This window comes from Helicobacter canis (assembly GCF_008693005.1).
GTDB classification, from domain to species: domain Bacteria; phylum Campylobacterota; class Campylobacteria; order Campylobacterales; family Helicobacteraceae; genus Helicobacter_B; species Helicobacter_B canis.
Genome location: NZ_VXKE01000008.1, coordinates 1 through 22,728 on the forward strand (window position 1 = coordinate 1; position 22,728 = coordinate 22,728).

19 protein-coding genes are annotated in these 22,728 nt (G+C 44.9%); 9 read left to right on the top strand and 10 right to left on the bottom strand.

Annotated features, from left to right (window positions below; all coding sequences use genetic code 11):
* The 10 genes from F4V45_RS10035 to F4V45_RS03060 all read right to left on the bottom strand — a co-directional run.
* On the bottom strand, positions 1-71 hold a 71-nt coding region (locus F4V45_RS10035), incomplete at its 3' end, for a DUF4422 domain-containing protein (protein WP_407925324.1).
* Positions 58-435, bottom strand: a complete 378-nt coding sequence (locus F4V45_RS03015; protein ID WP_150337000.1) for an FkbM family methyltransferase — start codon at positions 433-435, stop codon at positions 58-60. The genes F4V45_RS10035 and F4V45_RS03015, both read right to left, overlap by 14 nt.
* A gap of 28 nt (positions 436-463) precedes the next feature.
* Entirely contained in the window at positions 464-1,354 is an 891-nt protein-coding gene (locus F4V45_RS03020; RefSeq protein WP_150337001.1) for a glycosyltransferase family 32 protein, read from the bottom strand.
* Positions 1,351-3,240 (bottom strand): glycosyltransferase family 4 protein, encoded by a 1,890-nt coding sequence (locus F4V45_RS03025; protein WP_150337002.1) that lies wholly within the window; start codon positions 3,238-3,240, stop codon positions 1,351-1,353. The genes F4V45_RS03020 and F4V45_RS03025 overlap by 4 nt, the downstream gene beginning before the upstream one ends.
* Entirely contained in the window at positions 3,240-4,790 is a 1,551-nt protein-coding gene (locus F4V45_RS09550; protein ID WP_211362718.1) for a glycosyltransferase family 8 protein, read from the bottom strand. The genes F4V45_RS03025 and F4V45_RS09550 overlap by 1 nt, the downstream gene beginning before the upstream one ends.
* Positions 4,777-5,526: a hypothetical protein gene (locus tag F4V45_RS03045; protein WP_150337005.1), complete on the bottom strand. Its 750-nt coding sequence runs from the start codon at positions 5,524-5,526 to the stop codon at positions 4,777-4,779. The genes F4V45_RS09550 and F4V45_RS03045 overlap by 14 nt, the downstream gene beginning before the upstream one ends.
* Complete coding sequence (locus F4V45_RS03050) at positions 5,526-6,707, bottom strand: EpsG family protein (protein ID WP_150337006.1); 1,182 nt, start codon at positions 6,705-6,707, stop codon at positions 5,526-5,528. Before F4V45_RS03050 ends, F4V45_RS03045 begins: the two co-directional genes overlap by 1 nt.
* Positions 6,701-6,988 carry a hypothetical protein gene (locus F4V45_RS09320; protein WP_170235138.1) on the bottom strand — a complete coding sequence of 96 codons (288 nt, stop codon included), beginning with the start codon at positions 6,986-6,988 and terminating at the stop codon, positions 6,701-6,703. The genes F4V45_RS03050 and F4V45_RS09320 overlap by 7 nt, the downstream gene beginning before the upstream one ends.
* Complete coding sequence (locus F4V45_RS03055; RefSeq protein ID WP_150337007.1) at positions 6,906-7,511, bottom strand: glycosyltransferase family 2 protein; 606 nt, start codon at positions 7,509-7,511, stop codon at positions 6,906-6,908. The genes F4V45_RS09320 and F4V45_RS03055 overlap by 83 nt, the downstream gene beginning before the upstream one ends.
* A gap of 77 nt (positions 7,512-7,588) precedes the next feature.
* Entirely contained in the window at positions 7,589-9,388 is a 1,800-nt protein-coding gene (locus F4V45_RS03060) for a Na/Pi cotransporter family protein (RefSeq protein ID WP_150337008.1), read from the bottom strand.
* A gap of 171 nt (positions 9,389-9,559) precedes the next feature.
* On the opposite strand from F4V45_RS03060, the gene recO reads away from it, so the two are divergent.
* The 9 genes from recO to F4V45_RS09685 all read left to right on the top strand — a co-directional run bounded on the left by recO (position 9,560) and on the right by F4V45_RS09685 (position 22,666).
* Positions 9,560-10,345, top strand: a complete 786-nt coding sequence (recO, locus tag F4V45_RS03065; RefSeq protein WP_150337009.1) for a recombination protein RecO — start codon at positions 9,560-9,562, stop codon at positions 10,343-10,345.
* Positions 10,346-10,435: 90 nt separating this feature from the next.
* Positions 10,436-11,185, top strand: coding sequence for a hypothetical protein (locus F4V45_RS03070; protein WP_150337010.1), 750 nt, complete (start codon positions 10,436-10,438; stop codon positions 11,183-11,185).
* Positions 11,186-11,255: 70 nt separating this feature from the next.
* The gene (minD, locus tag F4V45_RS03075; protein ID WP_023929536.1) at positions 11,256-12,065 is read left to right on the top strand and encodes a septum site-determining protein MinD; all 810 of its coding nucleotides are present in this window, start codon (positions 11,256-11,258) and stop codon (positions 12,063-12,065) included.
* Positions 12,062-12,289, top strand: coding sequence for a cell division topological specificity factor MinE (minE, locus tag F4V45_RS03080; RefSeq protein ID WP_023929537.1), 228 nt, complete (start codon positions 12,062-12,064; stop codon positions 12,287-12,289). Before minD ends, minE begins: the two co-directional genes overlap by 4 nt.
* Positions 12,290-12,293: 4 nt before the next feature.
* The gene (locus F4V45_RS03085) at positions 12,294-13,919 is read left to right on the top strand and encodes a divergent polysaccharide deacetylase family protein (RefSeq protein ID WP_150337011.1); all 1,626 of its coding nucleotides are present in this window, start codon (positions 12,294-12,296) and stop codon (positions 13,917-13,919) included.
* A gap of 4 nt (positions 13,920-13,923) precedes the next feature.
* A complete protein-coding gene (locus F4V45_RS03090; RefSeq protein WP_246144983.1) occupies positions 13,924-14,733 on the top strand; it encodes a DNA-processing protein DprA in 810 nt (269 codons plus the stop codon).
* An 18-nt stretch (positions 14,734-14,751) separates the two neighbouring features.
* The gene (gene ruvX / locus F4V45_RS03095; protein WP_150337012.1) at positions 14,752-15,168 is read left to right on the top strand and encodes a Holliday junction resolvase RuvX; all 417 of its coding nucleotides are present in this window, start codon (positions 14,752-14,754) and stop codon (positions 15,166-15,168) included.
* Positions 15,169-15,258: 90 nt separating this feature from the next.
* The gene (alaS, locus tag F4V45_RS09680) at positions 15,259-18,438 is read left to right on the top strand and encodes an alanine--tRNA ligase (protein ID WP_170235139.1); all 3,180 of its coding nucleotides are present in this window, start codon (positions 15,259-15,261) and stop codon (positions 18,436-18,438) included.
* Positions 18,439-18,457: 19 nt separating this feature from the next.
* Positions 18,458-22,666, top strand: coding sequence for a restriction endonuclease subunit S (locus F4V45_RS09685; protein ID WP_150337013.1), 4,209 nt, complete (start codon positions 18,458-18,460; stop codon positions 22,664-22,666).
* The last annotated feature ends 62 nt before the right edge of the window (positions 22,667-22,728 follow it).

The window sequence follows — 22,728 nt, forward strand, 5'->3', positions numbered from 1 at the left end:
CAATACATCGCCGTAAGCTCGCAGAAATTTGCGTTTAGGTGGCTGATATTATCGCCGCTAGAATCTAGCAAAATCTGCTCCCCCCCCCCCCGTTTTTCTACCCCTCCCTATCCCCACTTCCAAATTTATATCCCTAGGGCGATATTTGTTAAAGGCTTTCATACTGCCCGGAGTCGCATCGATATTGATCCCACTCCAGCCTTGCGTGTAAAACAAATAGGTATTTGAGAAGCGAAAGGGGTGGTGCGCCCCCACATCGACATAGAATCCCTTGTCGTGCTTTTGCCAAAGTAGCGCGCGCACAATGCGGTCTTCACCCTCGATTGAGTAGCTAGGATTCATATAAGCCCTACGCCCTAAAATCCGCTGCCTAACGCATTTTAGCCACTCCCACACACGCCTTGGTAGAATCTGCTTTAGTCTATAAACTAGCATTTTCACTCCTTATAAGTTGGTTAATTTCTCATCGCAAGCCAAAGGATACAAGCTTTTGAGCTAGGGATTTTGCCCACGCTCTGCGCCTACTTCCGTGCGGGAAGCAAATCTTGATAAAGAGCCTTTTAGGCAGGGTCTTTAGGATAAATCTAGGCGACTTACTCCTAGCCACATAATCACTAAGCAAAGGCTGATACGCCTTAAATGCCTGCTTATGTTTATCAAACCTTGAGCCACTCTCCCACCACGAGCTAGCGCAGTGGTGTGCTAGGGTGGTGTTTGGGCTTAGGTCTTCTAGCACAGGGGCTAGCCCTACGCTAAGAGGAGAGAAGTAGTCTTTAGGGTAGATTTTGACCCCGCATTTAATGATAGGCTCACTAATATCACCGCAAAAGCCCTTAGTCTCCACAAACTCGCCTTGATCTAGGAAATAGAGCTGTGTGAGCTTGGGGCTTATTAGCAGCTCTTTTCTAGCGAGATAGAGCTTGCCTAGATTCTCATATATCTCGCACATAAATTTCGCTAGCTTTGCGCCCTTTTTGCCTGCCATCGCGTGGCTTGTGTAGCCACCATTGACTTTATCTTCTATGCCGATTATCATCTCATACTCGCTAGATTCTAGCTCGCTAATAATGGCGCGAAACTTCTCTCCACTGACCACTTCAATATCCGCGTCCAAATACACGCCCCCATAGTGGTAGATAAGCCACCACCGATAATAATCCCCCAAAAACACGCCATCTTTAAGCTCGCTTAGGGCTTTGGTGTAGGGGTTTAGATCTAGGGGGAGATTGCTTGCATTGTAGAATCTAATCTCAAAGTCTGGGAGCTGCTGCTGCCAAGTCTCAAGATAGCGCGTGTAGATGTCGCGCTCGTCATTGAAGCCAAAAAAGATCCTGTGAATTGTTTGGAGGTTCATATATTGCTCTCCTTTTTTAGTTTTGGCGTTGGCTTTTGCGCGCTTTTGCGGGAGTCTGCGGCGTGGGCTTGCTCATTACCGCCTAGGTAAATCCCTTCGCCCACGCCTTGACAACCCACAAAATCATCGCAAAATCCTGCCGCCTGCGATTCGCTTACTTTTTGGGCTTTGCTTTCAAAAATCCTAGAATCCTGTGCGGATTGCTTTAGTGTTGTGGCGTTTTCTCTGTCATTGCGAGACTTGCTTGGCAAGTCGTGGCAATCTATACTAGATTCTAGGTTTTGGGTGTTTGGACTATGGATCGCCACGCCGCTTTGCGCGGCTCGCGATGACGATTCTAGCGCGTTCTGCTTGTCTTCTTCTAGGATTCTAGGAGTTGCGGTATTGCTTTCGTAGTTTTTTGGGGATTTTAGGGCAGAGCTAGACTTGTGGTCTGCGGTTGTCCTAAAATCCCCAAAATCTGCGGAATGATTACCCAAAGCCGAATCCTGCTTGCCCAAAGCGTGTGAGAATGCGCTATATATCTCCCCAGCACACGCCCCCCAGCTAAACCTACCCGCCTGCTCTAAAGCCCTTTGACTTAACTCCCTAGCATAGCTCTCATCGCTATAAATTTTGTAAATCGCTTCTTGCAAGCCTAGGGCGTCATTTGGGTCTAGGGCTATGCCGCCACTGCCCAGCACTTCAGGCACAGAAGTCGTGCTAGAAGCGATAGTCGGGCAGCCGCAGCTCATAGACTCTAGCACCGGCAGCCCAAAGCCCTCATAAGTAGAGAGATACACGCTAGCAAGACTATGGCTAAAGAGATTTGCCAAGTGCCTATCCTCAACATAGCCCGCGCGGATAATCTTGCTGCGCCACTCTCCCAAAGAGTCAAAGCTAGATTCTAGCTCGCCTATGAAGCTCTCCCACGCCCCACCGCCAAGCACTAGCACTAGGTCATTGATATTGTGCTTTTTGATACACTCGATGAAATTTCGCGCGACAAAAATCAAGTTTTTCCTAGGATCTAGCGAGCATAGGCTAAAGATATAGCGCGCATTGTGCGGGATATGGTATCGTTCTCTTATTTGCGCGTTTTTGCGCTCATCAAAATCTCTGTAAAATATCTCCCTATCTGCGCCAAGCAAGGCTACGCTGATATGGCTCTCACAAAGCCTAGTAGGGAAGTGCTTAAGGAAGTCGGCTTTGGTAAAAGCAGAGTTTGTGATATAAAAGTCCTTTACATTAAGCGAGTCGGCTATGTCATAAAAATCGTGCCGCTGCCTCAATACCTGCCTCAATACCTGCCTCAATACCTGCCTCAATAGCTTATCAATAGGTATATCACTCATTCTAAAATGCTCTTCATACACAATTGGGATCACATCGTGCAGAAGTGTGAAGCGCACGGAATCTAGTGCGGCGATCTCTTTGGCAAAGGCATAGTAAGGAGAGAAGAGAATATCGCAGCTCTGCATAGATTCTAGTGTGCTTGATCCTAGCTTGTGGTAGCGCGCTAGAATGATAAATGGCAGAAACACCGCCCGCATAGCGCGGTCTAAAATGGGGTGATTGCGCTCTCTTAAGTAGTGGCAAATGGAGTATTTTTGATAGCACAGATAGGACAAAGCGCGCTCTACAAGGCTAAATCTATTGACAAAGCTAAAGCCCTGTAAGCTCTCTAGCTTGGCGCACTCTCTTTTGCAAAGTGTGTAGAACTCCAGCTCGCAAAAAAGCCTAACTTCACAGATTTTGCTTAAAGCTAGCAGGACTTGGTAGGCACTAAGTGTGATGCCGCTGCGATTGGCACTAGAGCGAGAGATATACATTAGCGCGCGTGCATCAAAGCAGACTGTAAGCCTTGTGCCCTTGGTGCTAGAATCTAGATTTTGGCAGGCTGGCATTATGCTTCCTTGTGGCTGGGATTGGAGGGGGTAAAGAGTCTTGCTAGAGCGTGCAGGGCAGCATAGATTCTAGGGGCTTTGGTCTTAGCGGCAAATATCGCCTTTGTCTTATATGCTTGCAAAGTGGGGGCGATAAAGGCACGCAAAATCTCTGTGAAAAAGGGGCTTTTACGCGCTACTTCCCACCACTGCTTGGTGTGAGGGCTTGCATACTCTATAAGCTCTAGGGTGGAGTGTGTCTGCTTGATATAGCACACGCGCCCCCACGGCTTAGGCTGCGCAGCAAAATGCACGATATAGGGAGATTCTAGTGCGCTTTCATAAGCGGCGCGGCTGTGGCGACATAGGAGTGCTGGGATTTTTGCTTGTGGCGATTCAGCTTTTAGCGAAAAATGCGGGAGCTGCACAAAAGCCCTGCGGTCATTACCGCTAAGGTAACTCCCTTGTGCTTTTGCTTGCAACCCACATTTTTCATCTAAAATCTTAGAATCGCTTGGGCTTTTACTAGAATCTACTTTTGCTTCTGCCTGCGACTTGGCTACATTTTGAACTTCTTGTGTAAAAATCCTAGAATCCTTTGTTGGCTCGTTTAGAATTGTGGCGTTTTTTCTGTCATTGCGAGCGGATTGAAAATCCGCGTGGCAATCCATAGAATCCACTTGCACGCTAGATTCTAGTGTGGATTGCCGCGCCACTGCTGGCGCAGTGTCTCGCAATGACGATTGGTTGGCTTGGTTTTCTTCTAGGATTCTAGGAGTTGCGGTGGGGCTGTGGGAGCTTTGCAAACTTTGGGGAAGGTTAGCGACCTTGGTGGTCGTGCCTTTCACAAAGTTTGCAACACTGCCGCATTGCTCACCCAAAGCCGAATCCTTATCAGCAAAGCGCAAGATATGTGGCGGAGTTATAATCACATTCCACCCAAGCGGCAGCTCACACACCTCATCACAAAAGCACTCATTAAGCAAGTTTTGATCGTGGAAGCCTTGCGTGATTTGTGGGCGCGCCTCTAAGAGCGCGAAGAGTCGCTCCCCAGCCTTTGACTCTCGCCACTTCTCCATATCTAGCAGCAAAACCCCAGCATTGAAGTAAAATCCCAAGTGATTCCTACACGCGCTAGAAGCGTCATTAAAGGCTAAATCACGCACAGCACCCAAAAGCGCGCCGTGCAAGTCATAAGAAAAAAGCCCAGCAATATCGCTGCGCACCAGCACATCGCAATCAAGATAAATGCACTTGCTAACACTCTGTGGCAGGATAGAATCTAGCAGCAATCGCAAGTAAGTGATATGGCTGTCATTCTCTCCTTGAGTTGGCAGAGAGGCAAAGCGCGCGAGAGCGTGGCAAGAGTGTGAAATACTAGCATTAGGATAGGTGGATTCTATGTAAGAGAGCTTTGTGAGCGTGGCTTTGGGCAATACTCTATCGCTTACAAGGTAGAATCTAACTCGCGCTTTGGTATGCTTAAGCACGGAGATCATCACCACACTTGCGTATTTGATGTAGCTCTCATCAGCGCATAGCACGATGGGCAGGGCACTATCTTGTGTCATTATTAGCCCTTGAGCTTTTTAAGCCGCGCACAAACTCCGCGACAAATACCGCCAAAATCGCGCACACAAAGCCACTCACACAAAGCAGTATCCACATACTTTTGCCACCATAATGACTCCCCACGCCCTCTTTTAGCACGCTTAAATCGCGGAAGCCTTTGGCATAAGTTTTAGCAGGACTAGAGTAGATGAAAAAGCCATTGCTAAGAATATCATCAACCCCAGCCCTCCACGCCGCTACCTCATCGCTCTTGGGCTGCAAATCACGCAAAAAGCTAAGAGAGTCTATAAGAGCTTGCACTTCTGGTGCAGAGTCTAGCTCCTTTTGCACCGCTTGGGCTACTTGCTTTGCTTGGCTTTCACTATTTGCTGGATAAACACACCAATACACATCAGCATAGCTCATCGAATACCCCGCCGGTGCTAAAATCCACATTTTGCCCTGAATTATATGCGCGATTTCTTTGCTCACATTCTCTAAAGGCTTTGCATACAGGCGGCTAAGAAGTGGGTTTAAGATTCTATTGCTCACAAAATACGCACCTTGAGAGCTCGGCGATCTAGTCGCGCTCTTTGATAGGATAAAAAACGCATAATTATCCCCAGCACTTAGGCTAGCATTTTGCGCAGTGCGCTGCTTGTATAATATCCCCACACCCCCTACACCAAGCACCAAAGCAAACACCACGACAAACACCCACTTATACCGCCAGAACGCCGCTAATGTAGAATCCATCACAACTCCTTAAAAATATAGTAGAACCACTCTCCATAGATTCCATAGCTATCAAAAAGATAGATATGCTCCTTGCCAAAGAGCATAGTCTTAAGCTTATAGAGCAGTGCCCCGCCACCAAAGCAAACTGCAGCTATGCCAAGCCGCCTTAGCCCCACAAAGAGCAAAAATCCCAGCAAAATCGTGGTAAAAAGTATGGTAAATCTATGTGCGATCCCACCAATGACCAAATGCAAAGCAAAATACATCATCACAAACCACACCACAAAGAAAAACCACCGCTTTTTGATAGGGTCATTTGTCGGTAGCAAAAACAGCCCCGCCACCATAATGACCAAGCCCAGCTCAATGGCATTTGGCATAAACTCCCCAAACCCTAGCGCGTAGAATCCTAGCTTATCAAAGAGCGGCAGCTCTCTAGGCAGCGCACCGCTATTGTAGAGAGCTAGAATCTGGGGGAATGCAAGCCCTGCAAGCACCACGACAGCAAAGCTTATAGCAAGCGTGGCTCTAGGATAATGCCTAAGGGCAAAAAGCAAGGGCGCAATCAGCAGGGTGCTTGTGTGAAAAAGTGTGGCAAGCGCGATTGCAAAAAGCTTGCCTAAAGTGGTGCGCGCATAAAGTGCATAGAGGATCACAAGCGAGGCAAAAAACTGCCGCGTGTATTCTGAGGCGATATAAAAGTCAAAAAACAGCAGCGACAATGCTAGGCATAGCGACTTTTCACTCTGCTTAAGCTCGCTCATAGCGTATTTCTCTAGCCAAATGTAGAAAAGCACGCCAGCGGGGAAAATCGTCCAAAACAGCACAGAAGCAGGCTCAAGCTCACCAAAAAGTGCGATAAGCACGACATACCAAAATCCAAGCGCACACTCAAGCTTATAGAGCGAAAATACTTGCATAATATCGCCATTTAGTAGCGTGCGATAGGTAGCAAAATAGCGGATAAAGTCATCACCCTCCCAGTGGAAATACATTCTACTTGCATAGAGTATGCTCCCACTTAGGATAATGCCCACGCCAAGCGCGATACGGCAGAGCCCATCAAGCTCTCTCCCACAAGCCAAAAGCAGCAAAAACGCCAAAATGAAAGAAAAAAGCGGGCAAAAAGGCAGAGCCATATAGGGCAAAAGGCACGCCACATATAGCCCACAATGCCTAGAATCTAGCGCAACTAGCATATATGCGCCTTGCTAGGCTTGCGGTAGAATCTATGCTTGATGACTCCATTTACCGCATAGTGCGCGAAGTAATACGCCGCTTTATACAGCGGCAGCTGCAAAATCTCGCGATAGACTTGCCACTGCTTGCGCGCGGATTTAAGCTTGTTGGCAGTGTCGCTTTGATCGTGTATCCTAATGCACGCGAGATAAGCAGAGCTAGATTCTAAGGCGTCTAAATCCTGTGGGGGGGGGGGCGATATAAGCGCGATGATCGCGCAAGATAGAGAGCCAAAGCTCATAGTCGTGGCGGATTGTGCCAGCTTGTGGTGTGCCGACTTTGTCTCTATCATACATTGCCGTGGAGTTGCCGATTTGACAAGTTTTTAGCATATCGTTGTAGGTGATTGTAGCGCGGGGGAGAAAGCCCCCAAGCATTGCCCCACTCTCATCGATCACGCGATAGCCCCCATAGCTTAGGGCTGCATCTTGCTCTAGCATTGTGCGCACTTGCACTTCTAGCTTATGAGCCTCCCACACATCATCAGCGTCTAAAAACGCGATAAACCGCCCCCTAGCTTGTGAGAGAGCATAATTTCGCGCGGCACTTACGCCTTGATTGTGTGTAAAAAATATGGGCACAATGCGAGAGTCTTTAGACGCGTAGGCTTCAATAATTGCACGCGAGCCATCACTACTACCATCATCAACCACCAACGCTTCCCAATGCCCATAGCTCTGCGCTAGGATAGAATCTAGCGCAGCAGCGATATAGCGCGCGGTGTTGTAGTTGGGGATAATGATAGAGACAAGATCCTGTGGCATTTCCTATCCTAAAAGCGCGTAAAGTAAGCGCGGATTCTAGCTAGATTATTTTTAAGCGACAATAAACCCGCGCTCTCCTACTCACTTATGCGCCCTTCAGCACTCTCTTCTAGCTCATTTGGCGTGTCTTCAAACTCAAGGCGTGTTTTTTGAATTTGTATGATTGCATTAGCTAGCTCTTTGGCGATATTGTGGCTAAAGCCCACCGCATTAAGGAGTGATGTCCCGCTAGGCACGCTTATTTCTTTCTTGCTCAAAATAGATTCTATATGCACGATAGAATCTTTATCGATTTTTTTAAACGCCTTTTTCTGGGACTTGAGCTTGACAATGGCTACTTGCGGGTGGATCTCTTCATCAGTATTGATCTGCTCAATACTGCGCAAAAGTAGGGCTAGATGTGTCCTTAAGGCGTTGTATTCACTAGATAGAATCTGGTTTCTTGATAGGCTATTTTTCTTAAGATTTGGCTGCAAAAGCTCCATATTTTTGATAGCTTCAATGATGTGGCGCGAGGCAGAAGTAAGCATAGCAAACTTATAAATATGCTCTTTATCTTGCGTGTGCGCTTGAGCCTCTGTGGAGAAGTCAAGGATCGCATTAAAAAGCACTTTGATTTTTTTGATATAAAAAATCTCAATATCCACATCATCTTCATTTGCCCTATTCCAAATATGCTCCTTTAGCACCTCTTCTATGTCTTTTTCACTTCGTATGTCGTGCCGCGAGAAGCCAAGCGCGTGGGCGATAAGCTCAAAGGCGTTTTCATAGAGATGATACACCTCTCTTGTAAGCGCGATTAGCGCGGTGTTTTGATACTGCACGATAGTATCGCTGACATACAAAGGCTTATCGACTTGAGAGTCTTCATCTTTCATTAGCACTTCTAAGAGCTTGGCAATTTTGGGGATCAATGGCAGGAGAAGCACCACGCCCACAAGATTAAAAAGCGTATGAAACACCGCAATGCGCAAGACGCTATCCTCCCCAAAGCCTAAAAGCGCGGAAATGGTGCTATTAACCCACATAAAGTAGTCAAATGTCGCAATCACAAGCAGTGCTATCCCAAAGTTGAAGATACAATTTGCCATAGCCAAACGCTTGCCATCGACATTGGTGCTAAGTGAAGCGATGACAGCAGTCATAACCCCGCCCACACTTGTGCCAAGTGTCGCTGCAAGGGCGTTTTCATAGCTCATACTGCCAGCTGCAAAAGCGGAGATGATGATTGTAAGCGTAGCGTGGGAGCTCTGCACGATGGCTGTCATTAGCGCACCTAGCCCTACAAAGAGCAAGACCCCGCTTAAGCCCTCCATAGAGTATTGCGAAAAATCTACAATCTCTTTATACTCTTCAAACCCTTCTTTAATATACCCCACACCTAAGAAGAAAAACCCAATACCCACAAAAATCTGCCCTATGCCTTTGCTCGTCTTTGAGCTCTGGAAGTTGAAAAGCACGCCACCTACGATGAGCGGAAGTGCTAGGGCTGAGATTTTCATACCGCTAACCCCAGCAATAAGCCACGAGCCAGCACTATTGCCAAGATTTGCGCCAAAGATCACGCCTATGCCTTGCGCAAGACTTAAAAGTGCTGCAGAGACAAAAGAGATAGAGAGCACAGAGACTAGCGATGAGCTTTGCATAACCGCTGTGGCAACGCTCCCAAAGGCGACACTCCTTACTGAAGTGCTTGTAGAGCTTGCTAGGAGATTTTCCAAAAAGCCGCCATTAAAAGCGCGGAATCCACTCCCAAGACTAAGCATACCAAAGAGTAAAATCGCAAGCCCAGCACTGACATTGGTCAAAGCATCGCTTGTGGATACAAGATAAATAATCGCCACAATACACAAAGGTATAAGGTATCGTTGAAACATAGCTCCCCCTAGATTCTGCATTACTCAAAGTTTGCGTAGAAATTTTGCTACATTGTAGCCTAAACACAGAGTGTTTAAAGTTACATTCTGCCAAACTCGCGCAATACTTAAGTCGCTTAAGCAAAATTTAGCCACAATGCCGCCATACTTAAAGTAGGACAAAGAGCGATTATGCAAGGCTACATTCTCTGCGCGCAAAAGCAAAAAAACGAAGATGTCATCGTGCGCATTCTCACACAAACCCACATCGCAACGCTGTATAGATTCTACGGGGCGCGCCACCCTATCGTGCATATCGGGCGAAAGATTGACTTCACCAAAGAGCATAATGGCACCTTTATGCCAAAGCTTAGAAATGTTATGCATCTAGGCTTTGCTTGGGAGAGAGATGTAACACGCTTGTATGTGTGGCAGCATTTTATCGAGCTTTTGCACCAGCATTTGCGCGATATTTCTAGCCTTGAAGAGCAGTATTTCTCTATCCTAGATTCTAGTGCGAAGCGGCTTGCTAGCCAGAATCCTAAGCGTGTGGTGCTAGAAGCGTATGCGCAAATCTTGCACCTAGAAGGTCGTGTCCCACCACTAAGCCACTGCGTGATCTGCGATGAGCCACTAGAGAGTGAGCCTAATCATAGCGCGCTAGAATCTTTAGAGCTAGGCTACTTAAGCAGCGATGCGCTATCCACTAGCCTACAAGCCCTCCAAGAGCTAAGATCCGCCACACAAGAGCACACCAAGCACACGCCAAGCCCTAAGCCAGCCCCTATCCCACACGCACCCATCACGCATAAGCCCATAGCTGTGCTAAGAGGCTTTCTAAGTGCGCACCCGCTCTGTGCAAATGCGCAGATTCTACCTCATAGCAAGCTAGAATCCTATCTCCATAGTGCTAGCACCATAGAGCTAGATGACGAAGAAATCCAGCGCGCGTATCAAGTGCTGCTGCTTGGAATGTAGCTAGAATCTAGGCTAGATTCTAATGTGCGCATTTAGGCAAGTTTAGCTATAATCACGGCTTATTTGATCGCCATTTCTTAAGGAGCTGCATTGCACAAGGGGCTGCAACAAGCACGAGAGTCTAGCCAAATTCTATGCCACAAAAAGCAGGCGTGCCAGATGTTTTCGCTAATCTTTGTGGCTGTATTGGTAGCATTTGGGCTAGGTGCATGCGCCACTTTGCCAAAGCCCACCACAAGCTCACCTATAAGCGTTACAATCAATTTCGCGGGCGTCTTTACTGATCTTGCAGATGAGAGCACCACGACAAAATCCGCGCTCACCTATTGGCGCAAGCGCAATGATGATGGCTCTTTGGGTGATCGCTTTGCCATAGGCGGGGCAAATGCCTTTAATCGTGCGATCAATACCACGCGCTTCCGCAAGGTGCGCGATGAGGTGGTTACACTAGATTCTGGGGAGTATTTCTTGGACTCATTTGAGCTAGAATCATCAAAGTCCATAGCGATCTCTCAAGATGGCGACTACACAAAGCGAGATGGCTGGGACCACACAAAAAATAGTCCAAAATACCTGCTTTTATCCTTGCAAAAGCCCATCACTCTGCCAAAATTTATCATCGAAGTGCTAGAGCACAGAGAGCAAGGAAGCAAGCGCGTGCGACTGCTTGTGTGCCTAGCAGATGGAGAGAAAATCCCTGAAGCCTTGCGCTTTGGCACATATATGCAGCCCCAACGCGCACCAAAGGCTATGTGTGAAGAAGTCTTTGGCAAGGGCTTTGGCACTAGGCAGGTCCCTAGCAGCGTAGAATCTAGTGGCGCAAATAGCGCAGAAAAGTAGCATAGGAATGTAATTTGCTTTACTTAAAGCGACCTATCGCGCAGCAATCACACTCAAAGGAGCAGTCATTATGGCAGAAGTCATTACCATAACTTCAGGCAAAGGCGGTGTAGGCAAATCCACCGCCACAGCGAATATCGCGGTAGGCTTAGCGCAGATTGGGCAAAAGGTCGTAGCGGTGGATTTTGACATAGGACTTAGGAATCTTGATATGATCCTAGGGCTTGAAAATCGTATCGTCTATGATGTCATTGATGTGATGGAGGGCAAGTGCGCGCTCTCACAAGCTCTAATCCAAGATAAAAAGACCCCAAATCTCCACTTTCTCCCAGCAAGCCAGAGTAAAGACAAAACGATTTTAGACAAGCAAAAGGTAAAGGCACTAATCGAGTCGCTTAAAGAGCAGTTTGACTATATCTTGCTAGATTCTCCAGCAGGGATTGAGGGCGGCTTTGAGCACGCCATTTTCTGGGCAGATCGCGCGCTTGTGGTGGTAACGCCAGAAGTAAGCTCCGTGCGCGATAGCGATAGGGTCATAGGTATAATCGATGCCAAAAGTGATAAAGCCGCCAAGGGCGCAAAGGTGCAAAAGCACTTAATCATCAATCGCATTAAGCCAGAGCTTGTAGAAAATGGCTCTATGCTTAGCAGTGATGATGTGCTAAAGATCCTAGCGATCCCGCTTATCGGGCTTGTGCCAGAAGATGAGAGAGTCGTATCTGCGACAAACTGCGGCGAGCCTGTGATCTATGATAAATCTAGCATTAGTGGTGAGTGCTACAAGCGCATTGTGGCTAGAATCCTAGGCGATGAAGTGCCATTTGTGGAGTTTAAAAAACAAGGCGGGATTTTGCAAGGCTTCAAAAGGCTATTTCAATGAGCTGGAAACTCTTTAGTAAAAACAACGGCAGTGCCAAAGTCGCGCGAGATAGGCTTACGATAATGCTCGCGCATGAAAGAAGCGTGAAAGTGCCTTATATGGAGCAGATGAAAGAAGAGATTCTAGCAGTGGTGCGCAAATACACCCAAACGGATAAAATCGCTATCCGCGCGGACTCAAACCAAGAAGTAAGCACACTAGAAGTAGAAATCACCTTAGGATAGGATAATGAACAATACAAAGTTTTTCAAAGTATTGCACCTAATTAGCTCTCTTGTGGCTATTGCAGTGATCGCCACAGGCGCGTATTTTGGCTATGGATTCTACAAAGAATACAAAGCCGAGCAAGCTGCCAAAACCGCCACACAAGCCCCCGCACCAAGCCCCAAAGCCAGCGAGACAGAAGCGAAAGATTCTAGCGAGCCTATTGATTGGGATAAAATCAAAGCAAACGCCACAAAAGATGAAAAAGAGCAAGAAGCAGCGCAGGAAGCCCCTGTGATAAAAACGCTCGCCCCACCCAAAAAGCAAGCCCAAAAGCAAAAGCCAAAGCTTGCTATCATTATGGACGATATGGCATACAAAAGCCAGCTTAATGACTTGCAAAAGCTTAGCCTGCCCATTACGCCATCGTTTTTCCCTGTGAGCCCAGACTCTCCAGATACAGCTAGGCTTGCAGCTTCTACGCCATTTTATATGGTGCATTTACCCCTTGAGGCAAACGCTCCCCAGCAGTCGCGCCAAAAGTGGATTCTAGTGGGGTCTTCCCAAGATGAGATCCGCGAGCACATTGCTACAATCAAGCAGGATTTCCCTAGGCTGATGTTTATCAACAACCACACCGGCAGCAAATTTACTGCGAGCAAGACAGATATGGCAAATCTCCTGCAAGTGCTAGGGGAATTTGGGATTGAGTTTGTAGATTCTAGGACGAGTGCTGATACTGCTGTGCCAGCACTCTATAAGCAAGATGGTCGCCAGCTATTAGCGCGCGATGTGTTTTTAGACAATACCCCAAATGTTAGCTACATAACCAATCAGCTAAGGCAAGCCATCAAAATCGCCAAGAAAAAGGGCTATGCCATAGCGATCTGCCACCCACACCAAAGCACTTTCAAAGCCCTAGCAAATGCTAAGCATAGTCTCTTTAAAGAAGTGGAGCTTGTGTATCTCAAGGATCTCCCCATAGCGCGCACCCTACTTACACAAAACCTAGCCAAAGCCAAGCCACAAAAGCCCCAAGCCACCAAAGCTATCAAAGCTAGCGAGCCAGCCACTCCCCCAGCGCAGCCTAATCAAGCGCAGCCCGAGCAAGGCGAGATAGCAAATCTCTTTGACAATACCCCAGAGCAAGGCGTGATACAAGAAGAGCAGACCCCAAGCATACCGCGCAATGCCTACCTTGATAGCGACAATACGCAAGACATAAACGCACTAGAATCTAGCCCCCCCATAGACCTAAGTGCGCAAGATAGCGCACAAAGCCCAGACAAAGAGAGCGCGCAAGCTAAAGCTACCCCCACTAGCCCCAGCGAGCCAGCCACACCCCCTGTAAAAGCCGCGATCCCAAAGCCTTCAAAGATTGATCCCACGATGTTTAAAGAAGCAAAGCGCGTGAGCAAAGAGCAAGAAGTCAAAGCCAAGCCACCAAAGCCAAAGCCCCAAGCCACCAAAGCCAAAGGAAGTGAAAGTATCCAAGACTGCGCGCAAGATGAAGTCGAAGCCTTTGTCTCTGGCTGCTCTAGTGATAAGGCTAAGAAAAAGCAGCAAGGCTTTATCAATATTAAGTGGCATAATGATGAGCAAAACCCCAGCAAAAAGCCTAAAGACTTTTTAGATTCTAGTGAGTTTTAGAGCTATGCCAAGCCATAGCACAGAGCCTTATTTGCTAGATATTCCACAATCTATGCAGAAGCTACAAGATCCGCCTGCTAGGCTCTTTGCCCTAGGGGATAGCGCGCTTTTAGATTCTAGGGTAAAGATTGCGATCATCGGCACGCGCAAGCCCAACACCTACACCCAAACTTACACCACCTTGCTTGCCAAATCTCTAGCCAATATTGGAGCGATCATCATTAGCGGTGGTGCGCTTGGCACGGACATTATCGCCCATAGTGCCGCACTGCCTAAGACTATTTGCGTGCTGCCTACAAGCCTTGATAGATTCTACCCAGCAAGCAATGCCAAGATAATCCAAGCTATCGCAGAGCAAGGGCTACTACTTAGCGAGTATGAGCGTAATCACTGCCCCCAGCGATATGACTTCCTCCATAGAAATCGCTTGATTGTAGCCCTAAGTGATCTTGTCATTATCCCCCAAGCAGATAGATTTAGCGGCTCGCTTGCTAGTGCCAATCTTTGCACAAAGCTTAATAAGCCAATATTTGTGCTATCTCACCGCATAGGAGAATCACTTGGCACACAGGATTTGCTAGCTAAAGAGCGCGCGCAGATCATCACCGATATAGAAGCTTTCACCCAAGCCATTGCACTGCGCTTTGACCTTAGGGCGCAAGAAGTGCTAGAAGATGATGAGCTGCTAGATTTCGCGCGTAGCAACCCCACCTTTGAAGAAGCCTTTGCGCGTTTTGGGGAAAAGGTGCTTGAGTATGAGCTTATGGGGAAAATTACGCGTGAAAATGGGCGTATAATCATTAGCAGCGTATGATCTTAGTGGAGTGTAAAAGTGGATTCTAGTCAAAGCCCCAGAATCTTAGCGTGTGATGTGGGCTTAAAGCGCATAGGGCTTGCGCATATCGTGCAGGGCATTATCCTGCCGCTAGAGCCAATTATGCGGCGCAATCGCAACCAAGCTGCCAAAGAGCTTGCAGAGCTTCTAGGGCAAAGGGGGGTGGAAACTCTCATTGTCGGTATGCCAAGCGGGGGGCTAGGGGGAGATACAAGCACGCAAGAGCGCATTAGGCATTTTATAAGCTTGCTTGGCTTTGGCGGGGAGATTGTGTATGTCGATGAAGACTTCACTAGCACACACGCGCTAGAGTCTTTACACCACGCCAAAAGAGAGAGCAAAAGAGCCTATATCAAAAACGGCGTGCTAGATTCTCTAAGCGCGTGCGAGATACTTAGCCGCTATCTTAAGTAAATGGCTTAGGTGGCGCATTGTAGGCATATCTCGCTAGAGCGCAAGGGGGATTTTGCTACAATGTCGCATAATTTATCATAAAGGGTTTGTATGGATATTCGTGCCAAGTTTTTAGAATATTTCGCTTCTAAGGGGCATAAAGTCTATGATTCTATGCCTTTAGTCCCAGATGATGCAAGCCTGCTTTTTACCAATGCGGGAATGGTGCAGTTTAAGGACATTTTTACAGGTAAGATTCCAGCCCCAAGCCCCAATATCGCTACAAGCTCACAGCTGTGTATCCGTGCGGGTGGGAAGCATAACGACTTAGAAAATGTCGGCTATACCGCACGACATCACACGCTTTTTGAAATGCTTGGCAACTTTAGCTTTGGGGCGTATTTTAAAAAAGAAGCTATTGCGTATGCGTGGGAGTTTGTAACTGAAATTTTGGGCTTTGATAAGAGCCTTTTATATGTAACGATTCACGAAAGTGATGATGAAGCCTATGAATTGTGGCAGGAGCATATAGAATCTAGTCGCATTAAACGAATGGGCGATAAGGATAACTTCTGGCAAATGGGTGATACAGGACCTTGCGGACCTTGCAGTGAGATATATGTGGATCAAGGTGCAGAGTTTTTTCATAGTGAAGAAGATTATTTTGGCGGAGAGGGGGATAGATTTTTAGAGATATGGAATCTTGTGTTTATGCAGTATGAGCGGGATTCTAGTGGGGCTTTGACGCCACTGCCTAAGCCTAGCATTGATACAGGTATGGGGCTTGAACGCGTGGTGGCGTTGAAAGAAAAGAAAATCAATAACTTTGACACTTCGCTTTTTGCGCCGCTTATGGAGTGTATTGAGAGGGTAACGGGGGAGAAATATTATAGAGATGATGAACTTTTAAACAATTCATCTTTGGGTATGCAATGCGACAAGGTTGAGAATTTTGTGAAAGGCACGGACGCCAAGTCCGCTAACCTTCCCCAAAATTCTCAAAACTTGCACAGCCACACCGCAAATACTAGAATTGGGAATTCTAAAAGCTTAGGATGCCAAGATTCTAACAATACAGAATCTCAAACCGGTTCCGCCACGCTAGATTCTAGCAATTCTAAGATTTTGAGTGAGAAAACCAGCGAAGCGGTGCAAGGTGAAGCCGCAGCAGGTTTCTTTAGTAAATGTGGGTTGCAAGGAAAATCGCAAGGGAGTTACCTAGAGGGTAATGACTGCCGCGATTTTTCGCAGCTCCCGCATTTATCGCCAAAAGCTGAATTGCAATCAAGTTTTAGAGTGATCGCTGACCACGCGCGCTCTGTCGCTTTTCTACTCGCACAAGGGGTAAATTTTGATAAGGAGGGGCGCGGCTATGTTTTGCGGAGAATCTTACGCAGGGCAGTTAGGCACGGCTATTTGCTAGGCTTGAGAAAGGCGTTTTTGTATGAAGTAGTGGGGGCTGTGTGTGATTCTATGGGGGGGCATTATAGCTATTTAATAGAGCGTAAAAACGCCCTGCAAGAGCAGTGTAGGGCAGAAGAAGAGAGGTTTTTTGAGACGATAGAGTTGGGAATGGCGTTGTTTCAAGCCGAGCTAGAAAAATTAAGAGGGCATTCAGTATTGAGCGATAAATCAGGGAGTGCTTCGCCTTGCTCACTGCAACGCACGCTTAGTGCGTCTCATTCGCAAGACTCGCACAACCCTGATTTACTAAAGAAACCTGCTGCGGCTTCGCCTTGCACCGCTTCGCTGGTTTTCTCATCTCAATCCTTAGAATGCCAAGAGTCAAACAAAGTAGCTCAAAAAGTGGATTCCAGCAATGCTAAAGAAACGATATATTTTAGTGGTGAGGTAGCCTTTAAACTCTATGACACTTACGGCTTTCCGCTTGACTTAACGCAAGATATGCTAAGAGAGCTTGGCTTAGGTGTGGATTTGCAGGGCTTTGAAAAATGTATGCAGGAGCAAAAAGATAGGAGCAAAGCACACTGGAAGGGAAGTGGCGATAATGTCAAAGATGGCGATTTTAACGCGCTCTTAAGCGAGTTTGGGGAGAATGAGTTTGTGGGCTATGAGCGTATGAGTGTGGAATCTAAGATTCTAGCCCTTTTAGATTCTAGCTTTAAACGCATAGAATCTTTAGAAGCAGGGCAAGAGGGCTGGGTGATGTTGGAATCTACGCCATTCTACCCAGAATCAGGTGGACCGGTGGGGGATAAAGGAATATTAAAAAATGATTCTAATATTACCGCACAAGTCTTAGATACTCAAAAATACTTTGGGCTAAATCTCTCTAAAGTCGTTGCCACAAGTATGCTAAAAGTGGGGGATTTAGTAAAAGCACAAGTGGATTCTAGTCGCTTTGAAATTGTCAAGCACCACTCTGCCACGCATTTACTGCATTACGCTCTAAGGCAGATTCTAGGCAGCCATATCGCTCAAGCTGGAAGCCTTGTAGAAGCAAATCGTTTGCGGTTTGACTTCTCTCACCCAAAGGCGTTAAGCGTCAATGAGCTAGAGCAAATACAAGCCCTAGTCAATGAAAAAATCGCAGAATCTTGTCCGCAAGTGTGCGAGACTATGGGGATAGAACAAGCTAAAGCAAAGGGGGCTATGGCACTCTTTGGCGAGAAGTATGGGGAGAGTGTGCGTGTGATAACCCTTGGGGATTCTATTGAGCTATGCGGGGGGATTCATATCCACAATACCGCAGAGATTGGGAGCTTTTATATCGTGCGTGAAAGTAGCGTGAGTAGCGGGGTTAGGCGTATTGAAGCGGTGTGTGGCAAAGCAGCTTATAATTATGGCAAAGCAGCACTAGAATCCATAAAAAGCCTAAAAGAGCAGCTAAAAGCCCAAGATGTCCTGCAAGGTGTGGCAAAGCTGCAAAACGCTTTGAAAGAGGCAAGAGATACCGCAAACAAAGCAAAGCAGAGTGTCAAAAGCCTAGATTATGAAGAAGTCAATGGCGTGAAACTCATCGTCCTAAAGCTAGATTTAGTGGAGGCAAAAGAGGCAAAAGACATTATAGATAGGGCGAAAAATGAGAATGAAAAAGTAGCGATTTTGCTTGTAACAGAATCTGGCGGCAAAGTCTCTCTAACCGCTGGAGTAAAAGGCGTATCTAGCCTCAAAGCTGGAGCGTGGGTAAAGCAAGTCGCACAAATCTTAGGGGGCAATGGTGGGGGCAGAGATGACTTTGCCACCGCTGGAGGTAAGGTTACAGATTCTAATGCAATAAAAGAAGCCCTAGATTTGGCAAAACAAATCGCAAGAGAAAATCTAGGCTAAGGGCAAAAAAGGAAGCAATATGCAGTGGAGCAAAGAAGTGCAAGTTGATGAATGGGTAAGAGAGAAGCTAAAGTCTATGGGCTTAAAGCTAGGCAAAGACTTCTTAGAAAAAGATGCAAGTGCTTATCTCAAAGACGCCCTAAAAGGTGCGAGTAAGACTAAAAAGCAAAGCGGCACAGGGATACCAGATTTTGTATGTGAATGCTATGATTTACCTGTTGTGATAGAGTGTAAGCTAGGTTTATTAATGCTAGAAAACAAAGAAAATCACAAAATAAGCCTTAGTCAAACATCTATACAAAACTACGCAATCAATGGTGCTTTACACTATGCAAAACATCTTATTAAAAGCAAAAAATATAAAGAAGTTATTGCCATTGGCGTGGCTGGAGATAGCGAACAAAAGGTTGCTGTTAAGATTCTTTATATCTATGATGAAAACACCTACATACAAGCGAAAAAAGGCGATTTTTTATTTTTAGAAAACAAAGATAGCTTTGCTGAATTTTATGAAGATATTATTTTAAACGATGAGCAAAAGCATAAATTCCTCCTTGAAAAACGCACTCTCATTACAAAACACGCTAAAAATCTTAATAAGCTTATGAATGACAATTCTATTTCCACACACGAAAGGGCATTATATGTTGCCGCTTGTTTGCTTTCACAGCAAGATATTAAAAACAAAGCGGGAAATGTGCTTAAAAAAGGCTTGATTCCAGATGATTTGACAAGTCAAGATGACGAGAATTACCGCGATAGTGTGAAGATAAAAAATCACATTGATGAGTTTTTGCGTCAAAGGGATTTAGACCAAGAGAAAGTAAAGCTAATGATAAATGCTTTTACGCGCATTTCTATCAATGCTCTAAGAGATAAGAAAAAGCAAAAGCACAAGCTTGTAGAAAAACTTTTAAAAGAAGAATCTAGCGTGAATAAGCAGATTTTTACTTATATTTATGAAAACATTTATAAAGAAATCAACATTCTTAATAAAAATAGCAAGTTTTACGATGTAATGGGTGAGCTATATAATGAGTTTCTAAAATATGCAATGACTGATGGCAAAATGGGCATAGTGCTTACCCCATCGTATGTAACTAAAATGATGGTGCAGATTTTAGAGATTAATGCAGATTCTAAGGTTATGGATTTAGCCACAGGCTCGGCTGGATTTCTTATCGCGGCTATGGATTTGATGATAGATTTTGCTAGAAACGCCCCCAATCAAAACGCCAAAAGTAAAAATGAAAAAATCGCTACCATAAAGCAAAGCCAACTTTTAGGCGTGGAAGAAAATACCGATATGTTTGCTCTAGCTACTACAAATATGATTTTACGCGGTGATGGCTCTAGTAAAATCATACAAAATGATAGCTTCCAAGTCGCCTTAGAGTTAAAAGAATTTAAAGCTGATAGAATCCTATTAAATCCGCCCTTTAGTTATAAAGAAAATGGTATGCCCTTCATCAAACAGGGGCTTGATAATATGCCACGCCACGCATTAGGAGCTATCATTATCCAAGATAGTGCAGGTAGTGGCAAGGCTAAAGAGACAAACCAAGATATTTTAGCACACCATACGCTTAAGGCTAGTATTAAAATGCCTATGGATTTATTTGTGCCTATGGCAGGTGTGCAAACAAGCATTTATATCTTTGAAGCAAAAATCCCGCACGATTTTGAAAAGCCAGTGAAATTTATAGACTTTAGAAATGACGGCTACAAACGCACAGAAAAAGCCTTACAAGAAGTGGATAATCCAATACAACGCTACATAGATATTCTTAAAATCTACAAGCAAGGCTTAAATGCCAAGCTTGATAATAGCGTGTATGAAAAGCCTATTAACTTAAGCGAAGTGTATGTAGAAGATTTCATTAGTGAAAGTGGAGCGGACTGGAACTTTGACCAGCATAAAAAGATAGACACAACGCCCACTTTAGCGGACTTTAAAAAATGCGTGAGTGAGTATCTCGCGTGGGAAGTAAGCAATGTGCTGAAAAATCAAAATTCTACACAAGGTGGGCTGGAGGGAAACGCCCTTAGCCCTCGTTTAGTAAAGCTTGAAAAAGACTTCAAGCAAAACGGGGGCAAGTGGAAAAGCTTTAAAATCGGCGAGTTGTTTGATGTTGGCACAGGTTCTTTACTTGTTTCACAAGATTTAAAACAGGGCAACACCCCTAGAATATCAGCCAAAAGCGACAATAATGGAATTTTAGGATACTTTGATACGGAATCTAACAGCGAAGCAAGGCATTGTGAAAACTTCATTTCGGTTAATTTTTTCGGTGATACTTTTTATCACCCTTACAAAGCAAGTTTAGAAATGAAAGTGCATACTTTAAAATTGAAAAATGGTATTTTTACAAAAACAAGTGGGCTTTTTATTGCAGGAATTATTAAAAAAAGTTTTTATGGCAAATTTACTTATGGAAATCAGCTTTCAAGCTCAAAGCTAAAAAATGAAGATTATTATATCTCTCTGCCCGTTTTGCCCACCCCTTGTCATACTGAGCCTTTAGGCGAAGTATCTAGCAATACAGAATCTAGATTTTTCGCTAACGCTCAAAGCAAAGCTTCTTTAGAAAATGACAAAATAAACATAGAATCTAACAACTACCAAATAGCCTTTGACTATATGGAATCCTACATTAAGGAACTTGAAGCCGAGCGTCTTCAAGAACTTGAAGCCTATCTTAAGGTTACAGGCTTAAATGATTATACTTTAAGCCAAAAAGAAAAAGACGCACTAAAAGCTTTTGAGAATCTAAGCGCACCAAACGAGAGAGAGAGAGAGAGAGAGAGAGTAAGCGGCATTTCACACGAAATGCCGCTTAAAGCCTTGCAAGATTCTACGCTTACAGATTCTAGAGAGTGGCAGAGCTTTGCTAACACTGCCCTAAGCACCCTAGCACAAAAAGAGCTAGAATCTAGCAGTGCGAAAAATGACATAGAATGGAAAAGCTTTAACTTTGATAAGGTATTTAAATATGAGCGTGGAAAGCGATATAAAAAGCTTGACCACACAAGCGGACAAATCCCTTATATCTCATCAAGCGCACTTAACAATGGCATAGATAATTATGTCAATCCACCAAGTTATATGAAAAGATATAACAATAAAATTACTCTAGCAAATAGCGGAAGCGTAGGAAGTTGCTTTTATCATTCTTATGAGTTTGTCGCATCAGATCATTGTATGGTTGTGTGGCTAAAAGATAGGGAGCTTAATCGCTATTTGGCACTATTTTTTAATGCTATTTTTGAAAAAGCACTTAAGCCTAAATATGAATTTTCTAGAGAGATAAACCACGAAAGGCTTATGGCTGAAACTTTCTTTCTCCCAACAAAAGACAACACAATAGATTTTAACTTTATGGAATCCTTCATCAAAGCCATTGAAAAACAGCACATTGAGACACTTTATAGATTCTGGGAGAGTAAGCTAAAAGCCTATAATGCCGTGATTAACGGGGGGGGGGGGGTAAGCTTTACCCTTAGTGAATATGAAGAGTTTTGCAAGGGACTTAAAGCACAAGATTCTCAATTTAAGCCTTATTATTCTAAATCTTTCTTGCTTGAAACTGACTTTTCTCCCTGTCATACTGAGCCTTTAGGCGAAGTATCTAAAGCGGAATCTAACAAAGATATGTCGCTAACAAAGTTAGCTCAATATGACAAAAATCACAACATAAAATGGAAAAGCTTTAAATGCGAAGAGCTTTTTAGTGTGAAGTCTAATCCGCAGTTAAATAAGGATAGTTTTAGCTTTAGTGAAAATGCCCCATATCCTTACTTTACGCGCACTTGTTTAAATAATGGCATAGCAGGTTATGTGGAGTATTTAGACGAGGAGCATAAAATCAAGGGAGAAAGCATAGCTGTAGGTATGCTTGGAATGCAGTTTTTCTATATGCAAAAGGACTTTTACGCAGGGCAATTTACCAAAACTTTATATCCAAAATTTAGTGGGCTAAATGCTACAATCGCGCAATTTTTCATCGCTTGGCTCAATAAACACCAAAGGATTTTTCAAGGTGTTTTAGTGAGAGATTTTGAGAAGACTTTCAACGAAACAGAGATTTTACTGCCTGTTTTGGATTCTAACAATATTGATTTTAACTTTATAGAATCTTTCATCAAAGCTATCCAAAAAGAGTGCATAAAAAGCGTGGTTTTGTGGCAAGAAAGGGAGAGAGAAGCTTACAAAAAGGTGGTAAAATAAGACTGCAAAACACACAAAACTAAATAAAGTCAATAAGGAAAGATTCAACTAAAGAATACAAT